Genomic DNA, 25,235 nt, shown 5'->3' on the forward strand with positions numbered 1-25,235 from the left:
ATTGCACAAGGCATTTGGTTTGGTAAAATGATATTTTACGCCGTTTCATTAACTGCTAGGTTATGAGAACATGTCCGAAAGCCGCATAAGGTTCCGTCACCTGCAGGCATTCCTTGAGGTAGCGCGGCAAGGCAGCGTGGCGAGGGCGGCCGACTTTCTCCATGTCAGCCCACCGGCCGTGACCAAGACGCTGCGCGAACTGGAGGAGGCGCTTGGCATCGCTGTCGTCGAACGCGACGGCCGCGGCATCAGGGTGACGCGGCTTGGCGAGATCTTTCTCGGCCATGCCGGCACGGCGATCACGGCACTGAAGCGCGGCGTCGATTCCGTCCGCCAGGACGGCGCCATCAACCGGCATCCGATCCGCATCGGCGCGCTCCCGACAGTGTCGGCCAAGGTGATGCCACGCGCCATAAGCCTGTTCCTGAGTGAAAATACCGGTGCTGCGATCAAGATCGTCACCGGCGAGAACGCGGTCCTGCTGGAACAGTTGCGCGTCGGTGCGCTCGATCTCGTCGTCGGCCGGCTTGCGGCGCCGGAAAACATGACCGGCTTCTTCTTCGAGCATCTCTATTCCGAACCGGTGCTGTTCGTGGTGAGGGCCGGCCATCCGCTGCTGCAGCCGGGCCAGGACATCTTCGCCCGGCTCGATGAATTTCCGGTGCTGATGCCGACGCGGGAATCGGTCATCCGCCCGTTCGTCGACCGCCTGTTCATCACCAACGGCATGACGGCGCCTGCGACCGAGATCGAGACCGTCTCGGATTCCTTCGGCCGTGCCTTCCTGCGCCAAAGCAACGCGGTCTGGATCATATCGACAGGCGTCGTCGCCAACGAACTCTCCAGCGGCGCCTTCGTCGCCTTGCCCGTCAACACCGAGGAAACCAAAGGGCCGGTCGGCCTGACGATGCGGACCGACACTGCGCCTTCGCCGGCCTTCACCATCCTGCTGCAGACCATTCGCGAGGCGGCCAGCCAGAACGCCTGAGCACCTTTCGCCAATCTGGCGCAGAGCGGGCCTTCAGCCGTATTTCCATAACCTGTTGGTTAACGAAACACCGCAAAATATCATTTTACCAAACCAAACACCTAGGGCACTGTGACCATGGGAGGATCGAAATCGTGCCGTTATCGGCATTGGCGGCGTTCCGCTGCCGCCTCAAGGCCTGCCGGGGCGATCTCCGATCTTAGAACGGGCGGCATCGATTTTGAGCAGGCCGGCGGTCACCTCCAGGTGCCGTCAGGAAAGGGAGGAATACCAGCATGACCTCAAGCAAATCCGGCGTCTCGCGGCGCCAGTTCATCGCCACATCGCTCGCCGGCGGCGCGGCACTTGCGCTCAGCCGCGGCCAGGCCTTCGCGAAGGCCGCCGACACGCTGAAGGTCGGCTTTGTCAGCCCGCGCACCGGGCCGCTCGCCGGCTTCGGCCAGACCGACGGCTATGTGCTCGACCTCGCCCGCAAGGCGCTCGCCAACGGCCTCGACATCGGCGGCAAGAAATACAGTGTCGAGATCATCGACCAGGACACGCAATCCGACCCGTCGCGCGCCGGCCAGCTCGCCAAGGACCTCATCAACAACCAGGCCGTCGACCTGATGCTGGCGGTGTCGACGCCGGAGGTGATCAACCCGGTCGCCGACGCCTGCGAAGCCGCCGGCGTGCCTTGCCTCTCCACCGTCATGCCGTGGGAGGCCTGGTATTTCGGCCGCGGCGCCAAGCCCGGCGAACCCTCGCCGTTCAAATGGACCTATCATTTCGGTTTCGGCGTCGACGAGTTCTTCCGGACCTACATCTCGCAATGGAACCTGATCGAGACCAACAAGAAGGTCGGCGTCATGTATCCCAACGACGCCGACGGCAATGCCATCCGCACCCATCTGGCGCCGTTGCTGGCAAAGCAGGGTTTCACCATCGTCGATCCCGGCGCCTACGAGACCGGCACCACCGACTATTCCTCGCAGATCGCGCTGTTCAAGCAGGAAGGCGTCGAGATCTTCAACTCCTTCCCGATCCCGCCGGACTTCGCCGCCTTCTGGCGTCAGGCTGCACAGCAAGGCCTGATCAAGCAGATCAAGATCTGCCAGGTCGCCAAGACCGGATTGTTCCCGTCCGACATCGAGGCGCTGGGCGATCTCGGCAACAAGATTTCGAGCGCCGCTTACTGGCACAAGGCCTTTCCCTACAAGTCGCCGCTGACCGGCGTTTCGGGAATCGAACTGGCCGACGGTTATGAGGCCGCCAGCGGCAAGCAGTGGACGCAGCAGCTCGGCGCCTCGATGTCGCTGCTCGACGCCGGCTTCGAGGCGCTGAAGGCAAGCACCGACGCCAAGGACAAGGCGGCCGTCGCCAAGGCGCTGAGCACGCTCAACACCGAGACCATGATCGGCAAGGTCGACTTCACCAGCGGCCCGGTCGCCAATGTCTCTCCCGGCCCGATCATCGGCACCCAATGGGTGGCGGCCAAGGAAGGCGGCAAATTCCCGCTCGACTACGTCGTGACCGAGAACGCCACCGACCCGAAGGTTCCGGTCGAGGCCAAGCTCCAGCCGTATAACAGCTGACGGTCGGTTACGGGGATCGCATCGTGAACGGTTCAGCAAACGCCGCGATCCTCCGCGCTGCCGGCATCCAGAAACGCTTCGGCGCGCTGGTGGTGCTCGACGATGTCGACTTCGCCATGAATGGCGATGAGGCCGTCGGCATCGTCGGCCCGAACGGCGCCGGCAAGACGACGCTGCTCAGCATCTTGTCAGGCGCCTTCCCGCCGAGCGCCGGCACGGTCGCCTTCAAGGGCGGCGACGTGACCGCGATGCCGGCTACGCAGCGCTGCCGGCTTGGCCTGGTGCGCACGCACCAGGTGCCCAAGCCGTTCAGCGGCATGACCACCTTCGAGAACGTTTTTGTTGCGGCATCGCATGGCGCCGGTCTCGCCCGCGACGAGGCCTATGAAGAGGCGTTGGCGTCGCTGAAACTGTGCGGCATGCTGGGCGTGGCCAACCGGCGCGCCGAAACGCTCGGCCTGCTCGACCGCAAGCGGCTGGAACTTGCCCGCGCGCTCGCGGCAAGGCCTATGCTGCTTCTGCTCGACGAGATCGGCGGCGGACTGACCGATGGCGAGGCGAGCGAACTTGTCGATACCATCAAGGAATTGCGTCGGCGCAAGATCGGCATCGTCTGGATCGAGCACATCGTCCACATCCTGCTGCGGGTGGCAGAGCGGCTGATCTGTATGGACGCCGGCAAGATCATCGCCGATGGCGAGCCGCAAGCGGTGATGGCCGACCCGCAAGTCGTGCGCGCCTATCTCGGCGGAGGCTCGAAATGAGCCTGCTCGCAATCGAGAATCTGGTCGTCCGCCATGGCCTGTTGCAGGCGGTGCGCGGTGTGAGCTTTACGATCGAGCACGGCGAAACGCTGGCGCTGGTCGGCGCCAACGGCGCCGGCAAGACGACGCTGCTGCGGGCGATCGCCGGCGCCCATGAGCCGACGGCCGGCCGCGTGCTGCTGAATGGCGCCGATATCACCGGCGTTCCCTCGCACAAGCGCGTCGGCATGGGCGTCGCGCTGGTGCCGGAAGGGCGAAAACTGTTCGTGCAAATGACGGTCGAGGAGAACCTCCTGCTTGGCAAGACCGCCGGCCGTCCCGGCGACTGGAGCGTGGAACGAGTGCTGGACACGTTCCCCAATCTGAAGCCGCGCCGCCATGCCAAGACCGGGCATCTCTCCGGTGGCGAGCAGCAGGCCACCGCCATCGGCCGCGCTTTGATGAGCAATCCCGAACTGCTGCTGCTCGACGAGGTCTCGCTCGGCCTGTCGCCGCTGGTGGTCGATCGCGTATACACTTCGCTGCAAGGCCTGATCAGCTCCGGCACGACGATCATCCTGGTCGAACAGGACCTCAATCGCGCGCTCTCGGTCTCGGACAAGGTCATCTGCATGCTCGAAGGACGCGTCGCGCTGGAAGGCCCGAGCAAGGGCATGTCCCGCGATGAAGTGACGAAAGCCTATTTCGGTCTGCACAGAAAAAGCGCCGGGAGTGTGCCGGCATGAGCAACCAGATCGTCCAGGGCATCCTGCTCGGCGGCTACTACGCGCTGATCGCCTGCGGCCTCTCCTTCATGTTTTCGGTGATGCGCATAATCAACCTCGCGCATGGCAGCCTGGCCGTGTTTTCCGCCTACGCGCTGTGGTGGCTCGCCTCGCAATTCCATATCTCGCCCTTCGTCGGCCTGCTCATCGTGCTGCCGCTGATGGCGGCCATCGGCTGGGCGCTGCAACGCTTCCTGCTCGAGCGCAGCGCCCGTGGAGGCGCGCTGCTGCCGATCCTGACCACGTTCGGCCTCGCCATCGTCATCGACAATGCGCTGTTCGAGCAGTTCGGCGCCGACACACGTTCGCTGGCGCCCTATATCGGCAGCCTCTCCTACGATTCCTGGGAATGGCCGGGCAGCATCTATGTCGGCAAGCTTGCCGTGATCATGTTCGCCGCCGCCGTCATATTGCTTGGCGGACTGCAGCTGTTCCTTACCAACACCAGGCTTGGCCGCTCGATCCGCGCCACGTCGGAAGATCCCGACACGGCCGGTCTCGTCGGCGTCGATGCGCGCCGCGCCAACGCCCTCGCGGCCGCCATCGCCATGGTCACGGTCGGTCTTGCCGGTGCCTTCCTCGGCATGCGCGCCACCTTCGATCCCTATACCGGCGCACCTCAATTGCTGTTCGCTTTCGAGGCGGCCGTGATCGGCGGCGCCGGTTCGCTATGGGGCACGCTGGTCGGCGGCATCGTTCTGGCGCTCGCCCAGACGCTCGGCGCGCAGATCCATCCGCAAGGTTTTCTGATCGGCGGCCATGTCGCCTTCCTGATCGTGCTGTTCATCCGGCTCTCCACCTCCGGCCTCGGCCTGCGCGGCCTGCTGCGCCTGCCCGCGAGGAAAGCATCATGAGCGCGGTTTTAAACGCCCCCGTTATCGAGCGCGGCACCTCCGCCTCGCGCATCTCGGCGATTGCGGTCGTCGTCATCATCGCGCTACTTGGCGTCGCGCCGCATTTCCTGTCGGCCGGCGCCGTCGACCGCGTGACCGCCTTGTTCATCTATGTGATCCTGGCAGCGATGTGGAACGCGCTGGCCGGCTTCGGCGGGCTGGTTTCGGTGGGACAGCAAGTGTTCTTCGGCCTCGGCGCCTATTTCACCATCCGCCTGGCCGATGCCGGCCTCAACCCGTTCGCTTCGCTGTTCGTCTCCGCGATCATTGTCGGCGCGATCTCCTGGCCGATGTCGCTGTTCATGCTGCGGCTCAGGAACGGCGAGTTCGCCATCGGCATGTGGGTGATCGCGGCGCTCACCCATCTCCTGGTCAATCTCGACCGGCTGGTGCAAGGCGAGACCGGGACGTCGCTGATCTCGCTCAACGTCTATGACGCCGGTTCCAGGCGGGCGACGATCTACTGGCTGGCGCTGGCCGCGATGACGGCGCTGCTCGCCACCCTGTTTAGCCTGCTGCGCGGCAGCACGGGCGCTGCCATCCGCGCCATCAGGGACAATGAGGAGGCCGCGGCATCGGTCGGCGTGCGCGTCACCGGCACCAAGCGGCTGCTCTTCGTGCTCGCCGCCTTCGGCATCGGCATGGCCGGCGCGCTGTGGTTGGCCACGTCGATCACCTTCCAGCCGAAAACCTACTTCAACGTCCAGTGGACCGCCTACATGATCTTCATGGTCCTGGTCGGCGGCATCGGCACCTTCGAGGGCGCCATTCTGGGTGCGCTGCTGTTCTTCCTCATCGAGACCTGGTTCGGCGGCACCGGCGTCTGGTATCTGATCGGCCTCGGCGCCACGGCGGTGCTGTTCTCGCTCTTCCTGCCGCGCGGCCTGTGGGGAACGCTGGAGGAGCGCTTTGGCCTGCGCCTGCTACCGGTCGGCTACCGGGTCAGGCTGCCGGCAAACGCCGGCGATAGCGACGCCACGCCTTCGCCGCAACAGACCGCAACACATAGTGAAAAGGCGTGACCATGCTGTTCGGCAAGACCATCCTCATCACCGGTGTCGCCTCTGGTATCGGCGCCCGCACCGCGGAACTTGCCGGCCAACTGGGCGCTGACGTGATCGGCGTCGACGTGCGTGAACCTGCCGCACCGGTCGGCTTCTTCGTCAAGGCCGACATCTCGTTCAAGGCCGGCGTCGTCGATCTCATCGGGCGCCTGCCGCAGCGCATCGATGCGCTCTGCAATGTCGCCGGCCTCCCCGGCAACACCGGTGCGGTGTCGACACTGGCCGTCAACTTCTACGGCCTGCGCGCGCTCTCGGAAGGCCTCGCACCAAGACTTCGTGAAGGCGGCGCCGTGGTCAACGTCGCCTCGATCGCCGGCTATGGCTGGCGCGCCAATCTCAACCGCGCGGCATCGATGATCGGCATCGAAGGCTTTCCCGATGTGGCGGAGGTGGTCGCCGACCATCAGGTGAAGAACGAGGAAGGCTATTCCGTTTCCAAGGAACTGCTGCTGTTGTGGACGCAGCGCGCCGCACATCAGGACCTGTTCAGGAGCCGCGGCATCCGCGTCAATGCAGTGAGCCCCGGCCCGGTCGAGACGCCGATCCTCAAACAGTTCCGCAATGTGCTGGGTGACGCCCGCGTGGACAGCGACATCGCCAGGGTCGGGCGCGCCGGAACCTCGGGCGACATCGCGCCTGTCGTGCTGTTCCTGTGCTCGGACGGCGCACGCTGGGTCAACGGCGCCAATGTGCCGGTTGACGGTGGGCTTGAAGCATCGATCAATGCCGAGGTGCTCGGCTTCTAGACCATGATCCCGAAAAGTGGGAGCCGGTGTTCGGATCAGATCGTGGTCGATAATAGATAGAAAAGACGCTCGACGGCGAGCGAGGGAGAGAACAATGGACATCGGACTTCTGATCGACGGCGACAAAAGGGATGCGTCAGGCTCCGCCTCTTACGAGCGCATGGACCCGTTCACCGGCAAGCTGGCCACCCGCGCTGCCGCAGCCAGCATCGCCGACGCCAATGCCGCGGTGGAAGCCGCGGCCCTCGCCTTCAAGAGCTGGTCGAAGACCGGACCGGGCGAGCGCCGCGCTTTTCTGTCCAAGGCGGCCGATGTCATGGACTCCAAGGTCGGCGAATTCACCAGATTGATGATGGAAGAAACCGGCGCCACCGGCCCCTGGGCCGGCTTCAACGTCATGCTCGCCGCCAAAATGCTGCGCGAGGCAGCCGCCATGACGACGCAGATTTCGGGCGAGGTCATCCCCTCCGACAAACCCGGCACGCTCGCCATGGCGATCCGCCAGCCCGCCGGCGTCTGCCTCGGCATCTCGCCGTGGAATGCGCCGGTCATCCTCGGTACCCGCGCCATCGCCATGCCGATCGCCTGCGGCAACACGGTTGTGCTGAAAGCCTCCGAAATGTGCCCCGGCACACACCGGCTGATCGGGCAGGTGCTGGTCGAAGCGGGCCTGCCCAAGGGCGTCATCAATGTCGTCACCAATGACCCCAAGGACGCAGCGGCAATCGTCGAAACACTGGTCGCGCACCCGGCCGTAAGGCGTGTCAACTTCACCGGCTCGACCAAGGTCGGCAGGATCATTGCCGAACTCGCCGGCCGTCACTTGAAGCCGGCGCTGCTCGAACTCGGCGGCAAGGCGCCGCTGGTCGTGCTCGACGATGCCGACATCGACGCCGCGGTCAATGCGGCGACCTTCGGCGCCTACATGCATCAGGGCCAGATCTGCATGTCGACCGAGCGTCTGGTCGTCGATGAAAAGGTCGCCGACGAATTCGTCGCCAAGCTCGCCGTCCGCGCGGCGCAGCTGCCGGCCGGCGACCCGCGCGGCCATGTCGTGCTCGGTTCGCTGATCAGCAGCCAGGCCGCCGACAAGATGGAAGAACTGGTTGCCGACGCCGTCGCCAAGGGCGCCAGGCTTGTGGCCGGCGGCAAGCGCACCGGAACCGTGGTCGAGGCGACATTGCTCGACCACGTGACGCCGGCGATGCGCGTCTATTCGGAAGAATCCTTCGGCCCGGTCAAGCCCGTGATCCGCGTTGAGGGCGAGGACGAAGCGGTACGTGTCGCCAACGACACCGAATACGGCCTGTCCTCAGCCGTGTTCAGCCGCGACATCCGCCGTGCCATGACGGTCGCCGCGCGCATCGAAGCCGGTATCTGCCACATCAACGGCCCGACCGTCGGCGACGAGGCGCAAATGCCGTTCGGCGGCGTCAAGGGTTCAGGCTACGGCCGCTTCGGCGGCAAGGCCTCGATCGCCGAATTCACCGACCTGCGCTGGCTGACGATCGAGGATCCGGGGCAGCACTATCCGTTTTGACTGCACCTTCTCTCACAGGGGGAGAAGGAAAGGAGCCCTCAGGGCCGTTGCCTGGCGAGCCAACGGATTCCCGCATCAAAACCCGGCAAGGCTCGAGCCCCGCGATCGGCGGCCCCTCCCGGAGTTGTAAATCGTTTGATGGTGGGTATTTTAGCCCTCAAGCACATGCCGCCGGAAAGCGGCAAGTGGTTTTGGGACTACCACAAGTGCAAAGCAAAATACGCGATGCGGATCGCGCCGGGGAGGAATCGTCATGCCAAACAAGGCCTTGCCGCTGGTCATCAGCGCGCCGGAACCACGCACGCTCGACCTGATCTTCACCCCACCGCAGCTGGCGCGCCTCAAGGCGCATTACCGCGTCGTCGAGACGACGGCCGAGGGCGTGGCGAACTTGCCCGCCGACGTGCTGGCCGAAGCCCGCTATATTATCGGCCAACCGCCGATCTCGCCCGAGACCTTGGACCAGATGCAGGCGCTGCGTTGCGTCTTCAATGTCGAGACCAACCTAATCAACAACATGCCCTATGAGACGCTGTTTGCGCGCGGCATCCATGTCGTCACCACCGGCCTCGTCTTCGCCGAGCCGGTGGCCGAGCTTGGCCTCGCCATGGCGCTCAACCTCGCCCGCAACATCGTCGATGCCGACCTCGCCTTCCGCAAAGGCGAGGAGCTGTGGGGCGGTGACGGCAATTTGACGGCGCGGCTTCTGTCCGGCGCCGATGTCGGCATCATCGGCTTCGGCGATCTCGGCCGTGCGCTCAACCGACTGCTGTCGGGTTTTCGCACCCGCACCAAGGTCTTCGACCCTTGGCTGCCGCCGTCGATCCTGATCGACAATGGGGTGAAGCCGGCCTCGCTGGACGAGGTGCTGACATCAAGCGATTTCGTCTTCGTCGTCGCTTCGGTGACCTCGGAGAACCAGGGTTTCCTCGGCGCTGAGGCCTTTGCAAGTATGCGCAAGGGCGCCGCCTTCATCCTGCTCAGCCGCGCCGGCGTCGTCGACTTCCCTGCCCTGATGGCGGCGGTGAAAAGCGGCCACATCGTCGCCGCCAGCGATGTCTTCCCTGAAGAGCCGCTGGCGCAGGACCATCCGGTCCGCACGATCCCCGGCTTCCTGCGCTCCGCCCACCGCGCCGGTGCGCTTGACATCGCCTTCAAGCGCATGGGCGACATGGTGCTGGAGGACATGGACCTGATCGACCGCGGCCTGCCGCCTCTGCGCTCCAAGCGCGCCGAGCGCGAGACGGTGTCAAGGATGCGTTCGAAGCCGGCGGACAGGAACTAGTTGTCGCGAGAAATCCGCCTGAGATGGATTTCGCAGTTGGCCAAAACCCCTTTGTCGTCGCCGCTCAGGATGACCGGGAACCTTCGACCGGCATTGGCGTTTTTCAGTCGGATCGCTCCCATTCGATCCAGACCCTACTATCGATACCCCGCCAGGCCTAGCCGGCGGGGTATTGATTTTGAAGGCAATCGGGTTGTGGGAGGCCTGGCCTACTCCAAGGAGGCTCGTCACGATTCGCGTCGCTGGCGGGCCTTTTTATTCACTCCCGAGCAAAGCCGGAGGCGGCCTGCCCGCCTCGCTCTATCCGGCAGCAACGCCGGCTGGCGAGCGATTGGCCAGCACCAGCCCGACCTCGCCGACAACCTGCTCGACGCGCTTCAGGATGGGTTCGGCCCGCAGCACGCCGTCGGAAAAGTCCTTGTCCGTGGCATAGACCCCTGTCGGCAGCGTCAGCGCCTCGAAGAAGCCGAACAACGGCCGCAGCTGGTGCTCGACGATCAACGCGTGGCGATCATTGCCGCCGGTGGCAAGCAGCACCATCGGCTTGCCGCGCAAGGCGGCGGGATCGAACAGATCGAAGAAGTGCTTGAACAGGCCGGTGTAGCTGCCCTTGTAGGTCGGCGACCCCACCACCAGCACATCGGCATTGACGACGCTGTCGAAGATTGCCCGTGCCTGGCCGTCGAGATCGCGCGCCCATTTGGCAGCACCGAGCGACGGGCCGAGGTCTTCGATGTCATAGGTGCTCGCCGACAGGCCATGCTGGCGCGCAATATCCCTGACAACCTGGTCGACGAAACCGCGCGTCTTGGACGGCCTGGTGAAATTGCCGGAAAACCCGACGACGGTTGGATTGGGCATATTCTGGCACCTCTTGCGCGGCGGGCAGGCCCGCTTCATACCGCATGTTTACAGGCTTGCGCCTGCAGCAAGAAGCAAATGACTGACCTTGCAGCACCATAGTGAGGAATTTTTTTCCGTTTGCCCGCTCGTCTCAGGCCGCGAGAAGCCGGCCATAGGATTCCAGATAGAAGCCGGTTGACCTGGCGCAGGTCCGCACCGCCTCCCTGGCAGCAACCATTTCCTGCCAGCGTAGCAGGCGCTTGCATTCGGCCGGCATGGCAAAGCCCAGATATTTCTCAAGCACGCACAGCTGTTCGAACCAGGGATAGAAGGCGACGTCGGCGGCGCTGAATTCCGAGCCCAGCAAAAACCGTTCGTCCGCCCCTCGCCTCGCAAAGGCATGCTGTTCCACAAAGCGCAGGGCGTCGGCAAGCTGGGCCTTGATCCGCTCATGAACCATAGCGTCGGAACTGTGCATCATGGTTGCCGTCCTGGCGTAAAGCTGCGTGTCGGCGAAGCTGATCCAGATGCGCGCCTCAGCGCGGGCATGAGCATCCCTGGGGAAAATCGGCCGTTCGGGGAATGCATCATCGAGATATTCGCAGATGATCGCCGACTCCCTGACATATTGCCCCTGATGGCGCAGCAGCGGCACCTTTCCCGTCGGCGTGAGTTTCAGGAACCACGCCGGCTTGTTGCGCAGATCGATTTCGATTTCCGTCGCCTGCAGGCCTTTCTCGGCAAGGGCGAGCCTGACACGATGTGCATAGGGACAAAGCTGCGCGACAAAAAGCTCGATTGGCGGCATGAATAACTCCTGAGTTTCGTTATCGCCGACAAGCGGCCTGTCGGGCATAGCTAGGTCCAGTAAGGCCGGCGCGCTATTCGACAGCGTCTGGATTGATTTATCGATCGTCTGTTTCTGGAGCGAAGCGTGGACCTCCTGGCTACCCTCATGCGCGAATTGCACTTCGCAGCCGCCGGGTACCGGCGCCTGGAACTGGCCGCGCCCTGGGCGATCTCGTTCAGCCAGGCTGGGCTTCGCGGCATTCACGTCGTCATCAAGGGGCGATGCGAGGCGGTGTTCGGTGAGGAAGATGTCGAGCCTCTCGATGCCGGCGACCTGATCATTGCACCGCGCGCCGATCCGCATGTGCTGCGGTCGCCCGGCGCGCTCAAAAGCGCGAACGTCCCCGCCGCCGAACTGGCGACCCAAACCGCAGCCGGGCGTATTCGCAGCGGCGGCGAAGGCGAAAAGACCGTCATCCTGTGCGGCGCCTTCGCCTTTCGCGACGCCGACCATCCGGCACTTGCCGGCCTGCCGCGCATCGTTCACATCCGGGGATCGAATGGCCGTCTGCCCAAATGGCTGCGTGGCTATGTCGAGGCCTTGCTGGTTGAAGCGACCGACGAAGGTCCCGGCAGCGACGTAGTAATGGCTCGCCTGTCTGGGGCCATCGTCACGCGCGCCTTGCGCTCCGGTCTGGAAAGCATGGACAATCCAGGTTGGCTGAGGGGATTGCAGGACCCCGCGATCGCCAGAGCGCTCGCGACCCTGCATGAAGCCTATGGCCACGACTGGACGATCGAGACCCTGGCACGCGCGGTCGGGCTCTCCAGGGCAACCTTTGCCGCCCGCTTTCGCGATCTCGTCGGCGAAGCGCCCATGGCCTATCTCTTTGGCTGCCGCATGCGGCAGGCCAGCCGGCTGCTGCACGAGGGCAAGAGCCTGGGCCAAGTCGCCGAGGCGGTCGGCTACAGCTCGGAAGCCGCCTTCTCCACCGCCTTCAGCCGCCACGCCGGCGTCTCGCCCGGCCAATTCAGGAAACGGAAGGATCTGTAAGGCAGAGCGATATTGGCGGCGGCCGGGCCTCGCGGTAGGACTTTGCCAGCACTATGTCTGATCATATCCCGACGCGGTTCGCCGCCGCTTTGCCCAGGAGATGCTTCGTGCCCAAAGGTTCTGACCTGCTTGTTGCCGCCCTCGAGAATGAGGGCGTCGATCGCATCTTCGGCATTCCCGGCGAAGAAAACCTGGACGTCGTCGAATCCATCCGCAAATCCTCGATCCAGCTCATCCTCACCCGTCATGAGCAGGCGGCGGCGTTCATGGCCGCCACCCATGGCAGGCTCACCGGCAAGCCGGGCGTCTGCATCACCACGCTCGGGCCCGGCGCCCTGAACCTGACGACGGGTGCCGCCTATGCGCTGCTGGGCGCCATGCCGATGATCATGATCACCGGGCAGAAGGGCATCCGGTCGTCGCGCCAGGCCCGCTTCCAGATCGTCGACATCGTCGCCGCGATGAAGCCGCTGACCAAGCTGTCACGCCAGATCATCTCGGCGAAGACCATTCCCGCCGTGGTGCGCGAAGCGTTTCGGATTGCCGAGGAGGAGCGTCCGGGACCGGTGCATCTGGAACTGCCCGAAGACATCGCGGCCGAGGAGTGCGACGATGTCGCGCTGATCCCGCCGCATCCGGTCGAGCTTCCGCTGGCCAGCCCGCTTGCGCTCGACCGCGCCGCCGAGATGATCATCAAGGCGCAGCGTCCTCTGGCGATGCTGGGCGCCGCCGCATCGCGGCCGCGCTCGACGTCCGACCTCGCCCAGTTCGTGATCAGGACCGGCATCCCCTATTTCACCACGCAGATGGGCAAGGGCACGGTGCCCGGCGGCACCGAACTCTACATGGGCACCGCCGCGCTCTCCGAGCGCGACTATGTGCATGAGGCCATCGAACAGGCCGACCTCATCATCACTATCGGCCACGACACGATCGAGAAGCCGCCCTTCATTATGGGCGACAAGGGACCGAACGTGATCCATGTCGGTTACCAGCCGGCCAATGTCGAGCAGGTCTATTTCCCGCAGACCGAAGTGGTCGGCGATATCGGCGCTTCGCTCAGGCTGCTTGCCGACCGGATCGAGGGCAAGATCCCCAACGCGCAGGCGCTACTGCCGCTGCGCGAAGGGATTTTGAGCCGCATTGCCACCCGCGCCACCGAAGACCGTTTCACGCCGCAGCGCTTGGTGCACGATGTGCGCGCGGTGATGCCGGCCGATGGCATCCTGGCGCTCGACAACGGCATGTACAAGATCTGGTTTGCGCGCAACTACCGCACGCGCGTCGCCAACACTTTGCTGCTCGACAACGCCCTGGCCACGATGGGCGCCGGCCTGCCGTCGGCGATGACGGCCGCGATGCTCTATCCCGGCCGCCGCGTCATGGCGATCTGCGGCGATGGCGGCTTCATGATGAACAGCCAGGAACTGGAAACCGCCGTCAGGCTGAAGCTCAAATTGGTCGTGCTGATCATCGAGGACAATGCTTTCGGCATGATCCGCTGGAAGCAGGCGGTCGACCAGTTCCCCGATTTCGGCATGACCTTCGGCAATCCCGATTTCGTCAGATATGCCGAAGCCTATGGCGCCAAGGGAACCAGGGTCGGCGCCGTCTCAGAAATACAATCGACGCTTGAACAGGCTTTTGCCGGCGGTGGCGTCCATCTCGTCGTCGTTCCGATCGACTATTCGGAGAACGAGCGCGTGCTGGTCGAGGAACTGCGCCACCGGTTGACGGCGCCACCGGAGGCCTGACGGTGGAGTAGATACCGCCGCAGCAGCGCTCAGGCGGCCCGGACCTTGGCGCTCCCACGCGCCCAGGCCGGCAGCCAGTCGCCATGTGTCGCCAGCAACTCATCGACCAGCGCCCAGATCTGGTCGAGATCGAGTTCGGCCGCCGTATGCGGGTCCATCATCGCCGCGTGGTAGATGTGCTCGCGGTTTTCGGTCATCAACGCCTGCACCGTCAGTTCCTGCACATTGATGTTGGTGCGTATCAACGCGGTGAGTTGCGGCGGCAGCTCGCCAATATAGGTCGGCTGGATGCCGGAGGCGTCCACCAGGCACGGCACCTCGGCGGCGCAATTGTCCGGCAGCGAGGTGATGCAGCCATTGTTGCGGACATTGCCGTAGATCACCGACGGCTCGCCGGTCCACACCGAATTCATGATCGAGGACGCGTATTCCTTCGACTGCTCGACCTCGATGCGGTCGGCCGAGCGATAGGCCTCGGCCTGGCCCTTCCAGCGCTCGATCTGTTCGATGCAGCGCTTGGGGTATTCGTCGAGCGGAATGCCGAACTTCTCGATCAGGTCGGGGCGGCCTTCCTTGATGAAATAGGGCGTGTATTCGGCGAAATGCTCGGAGCTTTCGGTGACGAAATAGCCGAGCCGCGTCAGCATCTCGTAGCGCACCTTGTTGGGGCAGCGTGGGTTCCAGCCCGGCTTCGGCGCCCTGCCCTCGCGATAGGCGCGGACGAGGTCCGGATAGAGATTGCGGTAAGAGCCATCCGGCTGCCGGTGCTCGAACTTCAGGTAGAAGGCCATGTGGTTGATGCCGGCCGAGCGGTAGCGTATCTCGTCGTAGGGAATGTCGAGATCGTGCGCCAGTTCCATCGCCGTGCCCTGCACCGAATGGCAGAGGCCGACCTGTTTGATGTCAGGAAATTTCTCTGAAATCGCCCAGGTGTTGATCGCCATCGGGTTGACGTATTGCAGCATGATCGCGTCGGGGCAGACGGCCAGCATGTCCTCGCAGATCTTCCACAGATGCGGCACGGTCCGGAGGCCGCGCATGATGCCGCCGACGCCGAGCGTGTCGGCAATGGTCTGGCGCAGGCCGTATTTCTTCGGCACCTCGAAATCGGTGACGGTGCAGGGCTCGTAACCGCCGATCTGGAAGGCGACGACGACGAAGTCGGCACCGGCGAGCGCCTTGCGTTGGTCGGAATAGGTCTCGGCCTTCGCCTTCACGCCCAGCGTCGCGATCAGCTTGTTGACGACGATGGCGCTCTCTTCCAGCCGCTGCGGATTGATGTCCATCAGCGTGATCGTCGCGCCTGACAGCGATGGCCGCTGCAGCACGTCGCCGACAATGTTCTTCATGAACACGGTCGAACCCGCGCCAATGAAGGTGATCCTGGGATGTCTTGCCACTATTAAACCTCCGGCACTTTGCTACGCCACGTCGAAGGCGGCCCTGACGAGCCGTTCGGTGTAGGCGGTCTTGGGATGGGTGAGGACCTCGTCGACGGGTCCCTGTTCGACGATCTTGCCGTTCTGCATGACGATGACGCGATGGCAGAGCGCGCGCACGACCTTGAGGTCGTGCGAAATGAAGAGATAGCTAAGGCCGCGTTCGTCCTGCAGCTTGCGCAACAGGTCGATGATCTGCGCCTGCACCGAAAGGTCGAGCGCCGATGTCGGTTCGTCGAGCAGGATGAATTCGGGCTCCAGCGCGATGGCTCGGGCAATGGCGATGCGCTGCCGCTGGCCGCCGGAAAATTCGTGCGGGAACCGCGACAGGATATCGCCGGGCATGCCGGCGCTGACCAGGGCGTCGCGCACCCGACCGACCCGCTCGCGCCGTGTCGCGCCGATCCTGTTGACGACCAGCCCTTCCTCGATGATCTGGCCGATCGTCATACGCGGGTTGAGCGACGAGAACGGATCCTGAAAAACGACCTGCATGCGCGAGCGCAGCGGCCGCATCCCGGCGCGCGACAGGCCGTGGATCTGCTGGCCGTCGAAGCTGACCTCGCCGCGCTTGGCCTCGGTGAGCTTGAGCAAGGCGAGACCGAACGTGGTCTTGCCGGAGCCGGATTCGCCGACCAGCCCCAGTGTTTCGTGGCGGCAAAGTTTCAGGCCGAGATCGTCGACGGCGACCAGTTCGCGCCAGTCCGGCTTCAGGAAGCTGCCATGGCGCAGCATGAAGCAGACGCGCATATCGCGGGCCTCGAGGATGGTGCCGCTGTTTTCCGGCAGCGGCTGCGGCTTGCCGTGCGGCTCGGAAGCGAGCAGCCGCTTCGTATAGGCATGCTGCGGGTCGGCGAACAGCCGCTCGGTGACGTTGTGCTCGCACATCTCGCCATGCTGCATGACATAGACATAGTCGGAGAATTTTCGCACCACGGTGAGGTCGTGGGTGATCAGGATGACCGCCATCCTGAGTTCTTTTTGCAGATTGCGGATCAAATTGAGGATCTGCGCCTGCACCGTGACGTCGAGCGCCGTCGTCGGCTCGTCGGCGATCAGCACATCGGGGTCGTTGGCGAGCGCCATGGCGATCATCACGCGCTGGCGCTGCCCGCCCGACATCTGGTGCGGATACTGTTTGATGCGCGCTTCCGGCTCGGGGATCTGGACATGGCGCAAAAGCTCGAGCGCCCGTGCCCAGGCTTGCTTGCGGCTGACCTTTCGATGCACCCTGATCGCCTCGACGATCTGACTGCCGACCGTATAGATCGGGTTGAGCGAGCTCATCGGCTCCTGGAAGATCATCGAGATGCGATTGCCGCGCAACTTGCGCCGGGCGCTCTCGGGGAATTTCAGTATGTCCTGCCCGCAATAGTCGATGGTGGATTTCGGCGACACGGTGGCCCGCTTTGACAAGAGCCCCATGACAGCGCGCGCCGTCACCGACTTGCCGGAACCGGACTCGCCGACGATGGCGATCGTCTCCCCGCGATAGAGCTGGAACGAGACATCCTTCACCGCGTCGACGACGCCGTGCTCGACCTTGAAGGCGACCTCGATGTTGCGGGCATCGATGATGGGTTGGTCGTGGCGGCCGGCATGGTCGAACCGGACGGCTGGTGCGAAGGTGGCTGCGAGCGCTACAGTCATCCCGGCCACCTCAATAAGGATCGACGGCATCGCGCAGGCCGTCGCCCAGCGCGTTGAAGGCAAAGACGGTGATCAGCACGAAGCCGACCGGCGACAGGATCCACGGGTAGGTGCCGATGACCGAATAGGTAGCCGTGTCCTGCAGCATCAGCCCCCATGAGATCAGCGGCGGTTTCACGGCGAAGCCGAGGAAGCCGAGAAAGGCTTCGAGCAGTACCACCGTCGGGATCGCGATCGTCACGGCGACGATGACGTGGCTCATCACATTGGGAAAAATGTGCTGCATGATGATACGCATGTCGGTGGCGCCGACCGCCATGGCGGCGCGCACATAGTCGATCCGCGCCAGCGCCAGCGTCTTGCCGCGCACCTCGCGCGACATCTGCGCCCAGCCCAGCGCCGACATGACGATGATGACGAAGGCGAGGAAGACGTTGGTCGGCGCGGTCACCGGGATCAGCGTCGTCAGCGCAAGATAAAGCGGCAATTGCGGGAAGGCGAGCACCAGCTCGACGAAGCGCTGCATCCAGACGTCGAAGCGGCCGCCGAAATAGCCCGAGACCATGCCGACCGTGGTGCCGATGACGGTGATGATGAACACCACCGTCAGCGCGATCATCAGCGAGACGCGCGAGCCCTGGATGGCGCGCGACAACACATCCCGGCCGAATTTGTCGGTGCCGAGAAAATGCACCGGCTGGCCGTCGGCCGAAGCGAAGAAATGCCGGTTGGCGGGGATCAGTCCAAGCAGCCGGTAGTCGGCGCCCTTGACGAAGAAGCCGAGCAGGCGCGGATGCTCGTAATCCGGCCCGACGACCGGCTGGAAGGTGACCGGGTCGAGGTCAGCAGAATCCGCCAGCGCATAGACCCGCGGCTGGAGCACGAAATTCCCGTCTCTGTCGTGAAAACTCATCACTTGCGGCGGGGCGAAAGCGACATCGGTCACCTTGGGGTCCATCGGCGCGAAGAAATCGGCGAATAGCGCCATCAGCACCAGAAGCACGACCAGGATCAGCCCGGCCATGCCGGTCCAGGAGCGCCTCAGCCGGCGCCAGACCAGCGCCATATAGCTCTCATTGCCGCGTGGGGTCGCAATCGCGGTTGCTTCAGCCGGGGGCGGCGGCGGGGATGGGTCACGCGCCAGCATCTAGCTCTCCCTGAACTGGCGTACGCGCGGATCGAGCAGCGCGAGCAGCATGTCGGCGATGATGTTGCCGACGATCAGCGTTGCCGACAGCACCATCATGAAGGTCGCCGTGACATAAACGTCGCCGACCGCCATCGAGCCGACAATGGCCGGCCCGACCGTCGGCAGCGCAAAGATGATCGCCGTCTCGATCTCGCCGGTCAGCATGTAGGGCAGCACCACGCCCTGATACATGATGAGCGGGTGCAGTGCGTTGGGCACGGCATGGCGCATGACGACGGCGCTGCCGGTCAGGCCCTTGGCCTTGGCCGTCTCGACATATTGCGCGTTCAGCGTATCGAGCAGATTGCCGCGCATGACGCGCATATTGTAGGCGAGCCCGCCGAAGGTGGCGATCGCCACCACCGGCCAGACATGCTTGACGAGGTCGGCGAATTTCGCCCACGACCACGGCGCGCCGCCATATTGCGGCGAGAAGAAGCTGCCGATCTCCGACACGTTGAACTGGAAGACCAGGAGATAGACGATGATCAGCGCCATCAGGAAGCGCGGCACCGTCATGCCGAGGAAGGAGATGGCCGACAGCGCCGAGTCGATCCATGTGTATTGCCTGGTCGCCGCCCAGATGCCGAAGGTGATGCCGAGCACCGACGCCAGCAGATGGCAGACCAGTGCCAGCAGCAGCGTGCGCGGCAGCCGCTCGCCGACTACGGCGGCGACCGGCTTGTTGTAATAGAGGCTGTAGCCGAAATCGCCGCGGGTGATGATGCCGGCGACCCAGTTCAGGTACTGGACGGGCAGCGGTTTATCGAGGCCGTGCTCGACCCGATAGGCTTGCGCCTGCGCGTCGGCTTCGGCAAAAGACGCCCCGCCCTGGTTGATGAGCTGCGAGCGGATATAGTCGGCATAGTCGCCCGGCGGCGCCTGGATGATGGCAAAGGTGACCAGGCTCAGGATGACCATGACCGGGACCGCCGATGCTATGCGCATGGCCAGGAATCGCAGCATCGGACCGTTTCTCCTCCTTGGATCTAATCTGTTGCCGCTGACCTTACTCCGTCCCGGCCGCGCGCAGCGCGGCCGGGCGTCAGCCAGGGGAGGAAACTCAGTTCGTCGGACCCTTGTCGCCGGGCTTGCCGGGAAGCTGGTCGGGAAAGAGTTCGTATTTCTGCTGCTTGTCGGCGGCGACGAAGACGCGTTCGCGCACGATCGAATCCTCGGCCCAGTTGAACATGAAGATCGGCGTTCCCTGCGGGATGTTGGAGAAGCGCTTGTTGATGATCAGGGCGCCGGGATATTCGGTCAGTCCGATATTGTAGACATGCTCCGTCGAGATCTTCTGGAACGTCTTCATCAGGCTGGCGCGCTCGTCATTGTCTGACGAGGAGACGAACTTGTTGACGATGTCGACAAGCTCCTTTTCGAACGGCATCAGGTCGACCACGCCGCTTTCGGGCGCGCGGTGATCCCAGCTGGTCTTGGGTCCGACGGGCGCGAGTTGCACGGTATTCTGCACGACGGAAGTCAGCTCCTGCTCGTTGCGCCTGATCAGCCAGTCGAAGCGGCCGGAATATTGCGAGGCATCACGCTGGGTGCCGTTGAGGCCGTTGAGCACGACCCTGATGCCAAGCTTTTCCATCTGGCCGACGACGCCTTCGGCGAGGCTCTTGTCAGTGCCGTAGTCATTGTTGACCAGCATCACGATCTCGACATTCTTGCCGCCGGCGGTCCCGGCCGGGAAGTTCACGAAGCCGTCGCCATCCGTATCCTTGAGACCAGCCTTGGCCAGTTCCGCCTTGGCGCCCTCGATGTCGAAGGGATAGTAGACGGTCGAGTTGCGGTCATAGAAGCTGGTGCCCGAGGAAAAGCCACCGGGGTAGATGGCGGTGAACGGCCCCTTGACCAGCGAGTCGCCGAGCGCCTTGCGGTCGAGCGCCATGGTGATGCCCTTGCGGAAGTCCTCATTGCGATTGAGCTCGCGGATCGCCTGGCCGCGTTCGTCGGGATTGCCCCAGCCATTGGCGGAAAAGTTCATGCGCAGATTGTAGCCGATCAGGCGCGGGCCAAAGGCGAGCCGGGCCGGCGCGTCCTTGTCCGCCGCTCGCTTCAGCGAAGCGACGAAATTCTCCGGCTGCTCGAGGTTGGAGAAGTCGGCGGCCCCTGCCACCGCCTGCACGTCGCGGTCGGCCCAGGTCGACAGCTTGTAGTGCAGTTCGTTGAGATAGGGCAGCTGGTTGCCCTTCTCGTCGACCTTCCAGTAGTAGGGATTGCGGCGCAAGACGATGATGTCGTCGGGCCTATACTCCACCGGCACCCAGGCACCCATCACCGGAATGTTCATATATTCCGGCGGGAACGCGTTCTTGAACTGCTCGTAGGTATTCTTCGAGTACTTCGGATGCTGCGGCTTCAGGATATGCGCCGGGCCGGGGCAGAAGGTGCCGTAGGCCATGGCGTAGAGATACTGTTTGGGGAAAGCGTCCTTGAAGGTCCACTCGACGGTGTAGTCGTCGACCTTCTTCAGCGTCGTGCCGACACCGAAGGTTTCCGCTGTGGCGCCGTTCAACGGCGAGACATTGGGGTCGACGACCTCATCGTCCCAGTAGAACATGACATCGTCGGCATTGAAGGCAACGCCGTCAGACCATTTGGCGCCTTCGACCAGGTGCATGGTCAGCGTGTGGCCATCCTTCGACCAGTCCCAGCTCCTGGCGAGGTTGGGCAGCGGCTCGGTGTCCTTGGCCTCGACCTGGAACAAAGGCGCGGTGCGCGTCAGGCATTCCGAAAGGCCGATGTCGATGCCGCCCCATCCTTGGGTCTGGCCGGCGCCATAATTCCAGCCTTCCGGCCGGCCGCCAATGACGTGGCGCATGGTGTCGCCATAAACGCCGATGCCGTCCGGCATATTGCCGGTCTTGAACACCAGCGGCTCCTTCGGCAGGCGATCCTTGACCGGCGGCAGCTTGCCAGTCTTGACGTATTTCTCGGTGACCCACTCGGGCTCGTGATATTCGGGCAGCGCCTTGAACTCCAGGATGGAATCGCGGGCGACGTATTTGATTTTGCCCTCGGCGGGAAACGCCGCCGGCGCCGGCGGCGTGGTCGGCTCGGACGCGTATGCACTGCCAAGCGCCAATGCCGAGACGCTCAGCGCCAGCCCGGCGAGAATGCCAATTCTTCGCCCGGCGAGAATGCCAATTCCACGAAAGTTCCTCATTGTGTTCCTCCCAGATGTTTCGACGTCTGCTGCTGCCCGCATCTATTCATGATGGCTGATTGGCGAACCGGCCTCCCGCTGTCCGCCTGCCAGCATTCTCAGCCGGCCTGTTTCAGGGCCGTTTTTTCGGCGCGCAGTTCCTCGATCGAGCGCACTTTGCGCCGCGCCGCACCCGCCCAGTCGCGGGTTTTCACCATCGATTTCGAAAGCCGCTCCTTGGCGGCCGGCACGGCATCGGCGTATTGCGGCAGCCAACGCGCCTGGGCGACGACCATCTCGTCGACCATCTGCCAGACCTCTTCCGGCGTCGACACCGCACCCACCAGCGGATCGTGCAGCACCGCGAGCTTGAGCAGGTCAATGTCGCCCGTAACAGCCGCATGCACCGACATGCGCTGAACGTTGATCGAAGCCATGCAGGTGGCCGCGCAGGCTTCCGGCAGCGTGATGCCTGACGCCATGTTGATGCCGAAGCGATCGACGAAACCGGGCGATTCGATGATCGCGTCCTGCGGCAGATTGGTGATGATGCCGGTGTTCTTGACGTTGAAGTGGCCGCGATAGACGCGGTTCGTCTCCAGCGCTTCGAGAATATGGCTGGCATGCTCGTTCGAGCGCTTCGATACGTCGAGCGGCTTCGACGCCGCTTCGAGGAATTGCGGATATTCCGTCTCGAACCAGTTGCGGGTTTCCGTGGAGTAGCGAAGATAGCCGCCGGTCTCGCCATGGATCCAGTCGGACATGTCGATCCAGCGGGTGATTTCGTCCGGCCGCTTGCGATACCAGGGCAGATATTCGGAGAGATGACCGTTGCTTTCGGTGGAGTAGACGCCGAAGCGCTTCAGCACGTCGATGCGCAGCTTTTCCTGCTGCGAATAGACCGGATGCGCCTCGAAGGCAGCCACCAGTTCGTCCTTGCCGATCTTGCGGCCGTTGAGCCGCAAATCGATGAACCAGGTCTGGTGGTTGATACCGGAGCAGACATAATCGAGTTCGCTGTGCGACTTGGCGCCGAGCACTTCGGCGATCTGTTCGGCGCCGTGCTGGACACCGTGGCAGAGGCCGACCGTATCGACCTTGCCATATTCGATCGCCGCCCAGGTGTTCATCGCCATCGGGTTGGCATAGTTGAGGAATTTGGCGCCTGGCTCGGCGACCTCCAATATATCCTCGCAGAAGTCGAGGATGACCGGGATGTTGCGCTGGCCGTAGAGGATGCCCCCGGCGCAAATCGTGTCACCGACGCACTGGTCGATGCCGTATTTCAAGGGAATGCGGATATCGTCGGCATAGGCTTCGAGCCCGCCCACCCGCACGCAGCTGATGACGTAGCGCGCGCCTTCCAGCGCCTTGCGGCGGTCGGTCGTCGCCGTCACCCTGGTCGGCAGCTTGTTGGCCTCGACGATGCGGTCGAGGATCGCCTTGATCATTTGCAGATTGTGTTCGCTGAGATCGGTCAGCGCGAATTCGATGTCGCTGAATTCCGGGACGCACAAAATATCGGTGAACAGCTTCTTGGTGAAGCCGACGCTGCCGGCGCCGATAATAGCGATTTTGAAACTCATCACCTCACCTCGATGCATTCGAATGCCGGGTAAGGAGCAACAGGAAAGGGAATGGCGGCTCGCCTCGGCGCGCATGCCATTCGAGCCGGAATTCCGGCTCGTTCTCCTCCCCGCCCGCTCCTCGACCGCGGGTCTTTCGCGTTCTCAGGATTTGGATTATGCCGTTATTCCAGGGCGCGGCCAGAGAACGATTATGCTTTCGAGGGTAATTTTGTGCTGCATGATCTGATCGCCAACGGACAGTTGATGCGCACCATTTCGCTGCCGCGCGGCCGCCAGCGCCTGCATGCCATGCCGACCAGCACCGGCTATGAAGTACGCGAGGGCGTGACCTATGACTGGGATGGGCGCAAGCGCGGCCAGACACCGTTCACCGTGCTGCAGCACACGATCAGCGGCACCGGCCAGCTGCGCTACGAGAACCGCAACTACCGCCTGCAGGCCAACGACACGCTGCTGGTGCTGGTGCCACACAACCATCGCTACTGGCTGGAGAAGGGCGACCGCTGGGAATATTTCTGGATCTCGATGAATGGCGAGGAGGCGCTGCGCGTCCACAAATCCATACTCAGCGTCTCCGGCCCGGTGTTTCGGCTGCAGCCGGAGACGATCGATCATCTCGCCGATTGCAGCCTGCGCCTGATCAAGGGCGGCGCTTCGCCTGGCGCTGCTTCGGCAATCGCCTATGAGGCGGCGATGGCGCTTTACGACGATGTCTTCGGCTCGCACGCCTTCACTGAGAAACAGAGCGTCATGCAGCCGGTCATCGATCATATCAACGCCAATCTCGACAAGCCCTTGCCCGTGGCCGAGCTCGTCCAGATCAGCGGCCTCAGCCGCGCCCATTTCTCGCGCTGCTTCGCCGAGAGCGAAGGCGTTCCGCCGGCCGAGTTCGTGCTGCAGCAGCGGCTGCAGCGGGCGGCGAAGCTGCTAACCAAAGCCGATTTCCTGCCGGTCAAGGAGGTCGCCATCCTGTGCGGCTTCGAGGACGCCAACTATTTCTCGAAAGTCTTCCGCCGGCTCTACGGCATCAACCCGACGCAGTTCCGTACCACCGGCATGTATGCCAGCCTGGGCAGCCTTCGATAGGATTACCCGATGCGGTTGCCGCTTGCGGGATCGAATAGATGCAGCGCCGCCGGATCGGCAGACAGCCGCACCGTATCGCGCGGTCGGATAGTGCTGCGTCCCATGACGAAGACACAAACCAGCTGGTTGGCGAGCCGGACATAGAACTGCGTCGACAGGCCGAGCGGCTCGACCACCTCGACTTCTGCCTTGAGCGGACCATCGTCGGCAAGCTGGATGTGCTCCGGCCGTAGCCCGACGGTGAGCACATCGCCATCCTTCGATGGCAAGCCATCAGGCAATCTCAGCTTCTGGCCGTCGGCCAGCACCGCATCCACCTTGCCGCCCTTGGCGACTGTCGCCGGAAAGAAATTCATGCCGGGCGAGCCGATGAAGCCGGCCACAAAAGTGTTGATCGGCCGATCGTAGAGTTCGAGCGGATGGCCGACCTGCTGGACGTAACCGTCATGCATGACGACGATGCGGTCGGCCATAGTCATGGCTTCGATCTGGTCGTGGGTGACATAGACCGATGTGGTCTTGAGCTGCTGGTGCAGCGCCTTGATCTCGGCGCGCATATGGACGCGCAGTTTGGCGTCGAGATTGCTGAGCGGTTCGTCGAACAGGAACACTTTGGGATCGCGCACGATGGCGCGGCCCATGGCGACGCGCTGGCGCTGGCCGCCGGACAGTTGCCTGGGCAGACGTCCGAGGAAACTGTCGAGGCCGAGGCGCTTGGCCGCCGCCCCTACCCTGCCGTCGATCGTCGTCTTCTCCGCCTTCTTCAAAAGCAGGCTGAAGCCCATGTTCGACGACACGTCCATGTGCGGATAGAGCGCGTAGGACTGGAAAACCATGGCAATATCGCGGTCCTTCGGCGCGACATCGTTGACCAGCCGATCGCCGATATGGATCTCGCCGCCCGACACTTCCTCCAGCCCGGCAATCATGCGCAAAAGGGTCGACTTGCCGCAGCCGGACGGGCCGACCAGAACGACGAACTCGCCATCGGCGATTTCGAGGTCGACGCCGTGCAGGATGCGCAGCGAACCGTAGTCCTTCTCGACGTTTTGCAGCGTGACGGAAGCCAT

The 25,235-nt window shown here is 63.7% G+C and carries 21 protein-coding genes; 12 read left to right on the top strand and 9 right to left on the bottom strand.

What is annotated here, in order from left to right:
• Positions 1 to 70: 70 nt before the first annotated feature.
• From pcaQ to X756_RS155025, 9 genes are all read left to right on the top strand, one after another.
• Positions 71 to 988 (top strand): pca operon transcription factor PcaQ, encoded by a 918-nt coding sequence (gene pcaQ, locus X756_RS155065; RefSeq protein WP_023685275.1) that lies wholly within the window; start codon positions 71 to 73, stop codon positions 986 to 988.
• Between the two features lie 275 nt (positions 989 to 1,263).
• The gene (locus X756_RS155060) at positions 1,264 to 2,562 is read left to right on the top strand and encodes an ABC transporter substrate-binding protein (protein ID WP_023729443.1); all 1,299 of its coding nucleotides are present in this window, start codon (positions 1,264 to 1,266) and stop codon (positions 2,560 to 2,562) included.
• A 23-nt stretch (positions 2,563 to 2,585) separates the two neighbouring features.
• Positions 2,586 to 3,326 (top strand): ABC transporter ATP-binding protein, encoded by a 741-nt coding sequence (locus tag X756_RS155055; protein ID WP_023729444.1) that lies wholly within the window; start codon positions 2,586 to 2,588, stop codon positions 3,324 to 3,326.
• Positions 3,323 to 4,051: an ABC transporter ATP-binding protein gene (locus X756_RS155050; RefSeq protein ID WP_023729445.1), complete on the top strand. Its 729-nt coding sequence runs from the start codon at positions 3,323 to 3,325 to the stop codon at positions 4,049 to 4,051. Before X756_RS155055 ends, X756_RS155050 begins: the two co-directional genes overlap by 4 nt.
• Positions 4,048 to 4,944 (top strand): branched-chain amino acid ABC transporter permease, encoded by an 897-nt coding sequence (locus tag X756_RS155045; RefSeq protein WP_023729446.1) that lies wholly within the window; start codon positions 4,048 to 4,050, stop codon positions 4,942 to 4,944. The genes X756_RS155050 and X756_RS155045 overlap by 4 nt, the downstream gene beginning before the upstream one ends.
• Positions 4,941 to 6,005, top strand: coding sequence for a branched-chain amino acid ABC transporter permease (locus tag X756_RS155040; RefSeq protein WP_023729447.1), 1,065 nt, complete (start codon positions 4,941 to 4,943; stop codon positions 6,003 to 6,005). Before X756_RS155045 ends, X756_RS155040 begins: the two co-directional genes overlap by 4 nt.
• A 2-nt stretch (positions 6,006 to 6,007) precedes the next feature.
• Positions 6,008 to 6,793 carry a coniferyl-alcohol dehydrogenase gene (locus tag X756_RS155035; protein WP_023729448.1) on the top strand — a complete coding sequence of 262 codons (786 nt, stop codon included), beginning with the start codon at positions 6,008 to 6,010 and terminating at the stop codon, positions 6,791 to 6,793.
• Between the two features lie 94 nt (positions 6,794 to 6,887).
• The gene (locus tag X756_RS155030) at positions 6,888 to 8,333 is read left to right on the top strand and encodes an aldehyde dehydrogenase (RefSeq protein ID WP_023729449.1); all 1,446 of its coding nucleotides are present in this window, start codon (positions 6,888 to 6,890) and stop codon (positions 8,331 to 8,333) included.
• A 253-nt stretch (positions 8,334 to 8,586) separates the two neighbouring features.
• A complete protein-coding gene (locus tag X756_RS155025; RefSeq protein ID WP_023729450.1) occupies positions 8,587 to 9,618 on the top strand; it encodes a hydroxyacid dehydrogenase in 1,032 nt (343 codons plus the stop codon).
• 300 nt (positions 9,619 to 9,918) lie between these two features.
• On the opposite strand, the gene msuE is transcribed toward X756_RS155025, so the two are convergent.
• On the bottom strand, positions 9,919 to 10,479 hold the full coding sequence (msuE, locus tag X756_RS155020; protein ID WP_023729451.1) for an FMN reductase: 561 nt from the start codon (positions 10,477 to 10,479) through the stop codon (positions 9,919 to 9,921).
• A gap of 133 nt (positions 10,480 to 10,612) precedes the next feature.
• On the bottom strand, positions 10,613 to 11,317 hold the full coding sequence (locus X756_RS155015) for a glutathione S-transferase family protein (protein WP_084569885.1): 705 nt from the start codon (positions 11,315 to 11,317) through the stop codon (positions 10,613 to 10,615).
• Between the two features lie 99 nt (positions 11,318 to 11,416).
• On the opposite strand from X756_RS155015, the gene X756_RS155010 reads away from it, so the two are divergent.
• Together X756_RS155010 and X756_RS155005 are read left to right on the top strand one after the other, a co-directional pair.
• Positions 11,417 to 12,304 carry an AraC family transcriptional regulator gene (locus X756_RS155010; RefSeq protein WP_023685286.1) on the top strand — a complete coding sequence of 296 codons (888 nt, stop codon included), beginning with the start codon at positions 11,417 to 11,419 and terminating at the stop codon, positions 12,302 to 12,304.
• 107 nt (positions 12,305 to 12,411) lie between these two features.
• The gene (locus X756_RS155005; protein ID WP_023729453.1) at positions 12,412 to 14,058 is read left to right on the top strand and encodes an acetolactate synthase large subunit; all 1,647 of its coding nucleotides are present in this window, start codon (positions 12,412 to 12,414) and stop codon (positions 14,056 to 14,058) included.
• A 29-nt stretch (positions 14,059 to 14,087) separates the two neighbouring features.
• Here the strand turns inward: X756_RS155005 and X756_RS155000 are convergent, their stop codons facing one another.
• The 6 genes from X756_RS155000 to X756_RS154975 all read right to left on the bottom strand — a co-directional run bounded on the left by X756_RS155000 (position 14,088) and on the right by X756_RS154975 (position 23,076).
• Positions 14,088 to 15,458: an alpha-glucosidase/alpha-galactosidase gene (locus X756_RS155000; protein ID WP_023729454.1), complete on the bottom strand. Its 1,371-nt coding sequence runs from the start codon at positions 15,456 to 15,458 to the stop codon at positions 14,088 to 14,090.
• Between the two features lie 21 nt (positions 15,459 to 15,479).
• Entirely contained in the window at positions 15,480 to 17,147 is a 1,668-nt protein-coding gene (locus X756_RS154995) for an ABC transporter ATP-binding protein (RefSeq protein WP_023729455.1), read from the bottom strand.
• A gap of 10 nt (positions 17,148 to 17,157) precedes the next feature.
• On the bottom strand, positions 17,158 to 18,294 hold the full coding sequence (locus X756_RS154990) for an ABC transporter permease (protein ID WP_023687914.1): 1,137 nt from the start codon (positions 18,292 to 18,294) through the stop codon (positions 17,158 to 17,160).
• The gene (locus X756_RS154985) at positions 18,295 to 19,302 is read right to left on the bottom strand and encodes an ABC transporter permease (protein WP_023696253.1); all 1,008 of its coding nucleotides are present in this window, start codon (positions 19,300 to 19,302) and stop codon (positions 18,295 to 18,297) included.
• Between the two features lie 97 nt (positions 19,303 to 19,399).
• Positions 19,400 to 21,511: an ABC transporter substrate-binding protein gene (locus X756_RS154980; protein ID WP_023725460.1), complete on the bottom strand. Its 2,112-nt coding sequence runs from the start codon at positions 21,509 to 21,511 to the stop codon at positions 19,400 to 19,402.
• 98 nt (positions 21,512 to 21,609) lie between these two features.
• Positions 21,610 to 23,076, bottom strand: coding sequence for an alpha-glucosidase/alpha-galactosidase (locus X756_RS154975; protein WP_023729456.1), 1,467 nt, complete (start codon positions 23,074 to 23,076; stop codon positions 21,610 to 21,612).
• Between the two features lie 213 nt (positions 23,077 to 23,289).
• Here X756_RS154975 and X756_RS154965 point away from each other — a divergent pair, with 213 nt between their 5' ends.
• Positions 23,290 to 24,165 carry an AraC family transcriptional regulator gene (locus tag X756_RS154965; RefSeq protein ID WP_023687910.1) on the top strand — a complete coding sequence of 292 codons (876 nt, stop codon included), beginning with the start codon at positions 23,290 to 23,292 and terminating at the stop codon, positions 24,163 to 24,165.
• A 2-nt stretch (positions 24,166 to 24,167) separates the two neighbouring features.
• Here the strand turns inward: X756_RS154965 and ugpC are convergent, their stop codons facing one another.
• Positions 24,168 to 25,235 (bottom strand): sn-glycerol-3-phosphate ABC transporter ATP-binding protein UgpC, encoded by a 1,068-nt coding sequence (ugpC, locus tag X756_RS154960; protein WP_023668129.1) that lies wholly within the window; start codon positions 25,233 to 25,235, stop codon positions 24,168 to 24,170.

Origin of the sequence: Mesorhizobium sp. LNJC405B00 (assembly GCF_000502615.1) — a bacterium.
Taxonomy (GTDB): domain Bacteria; phylum Pseudomonadota; class Alphaproteobacteria; order Rhizobiales; family Rhizobiaceae; genus Mesorhizobium.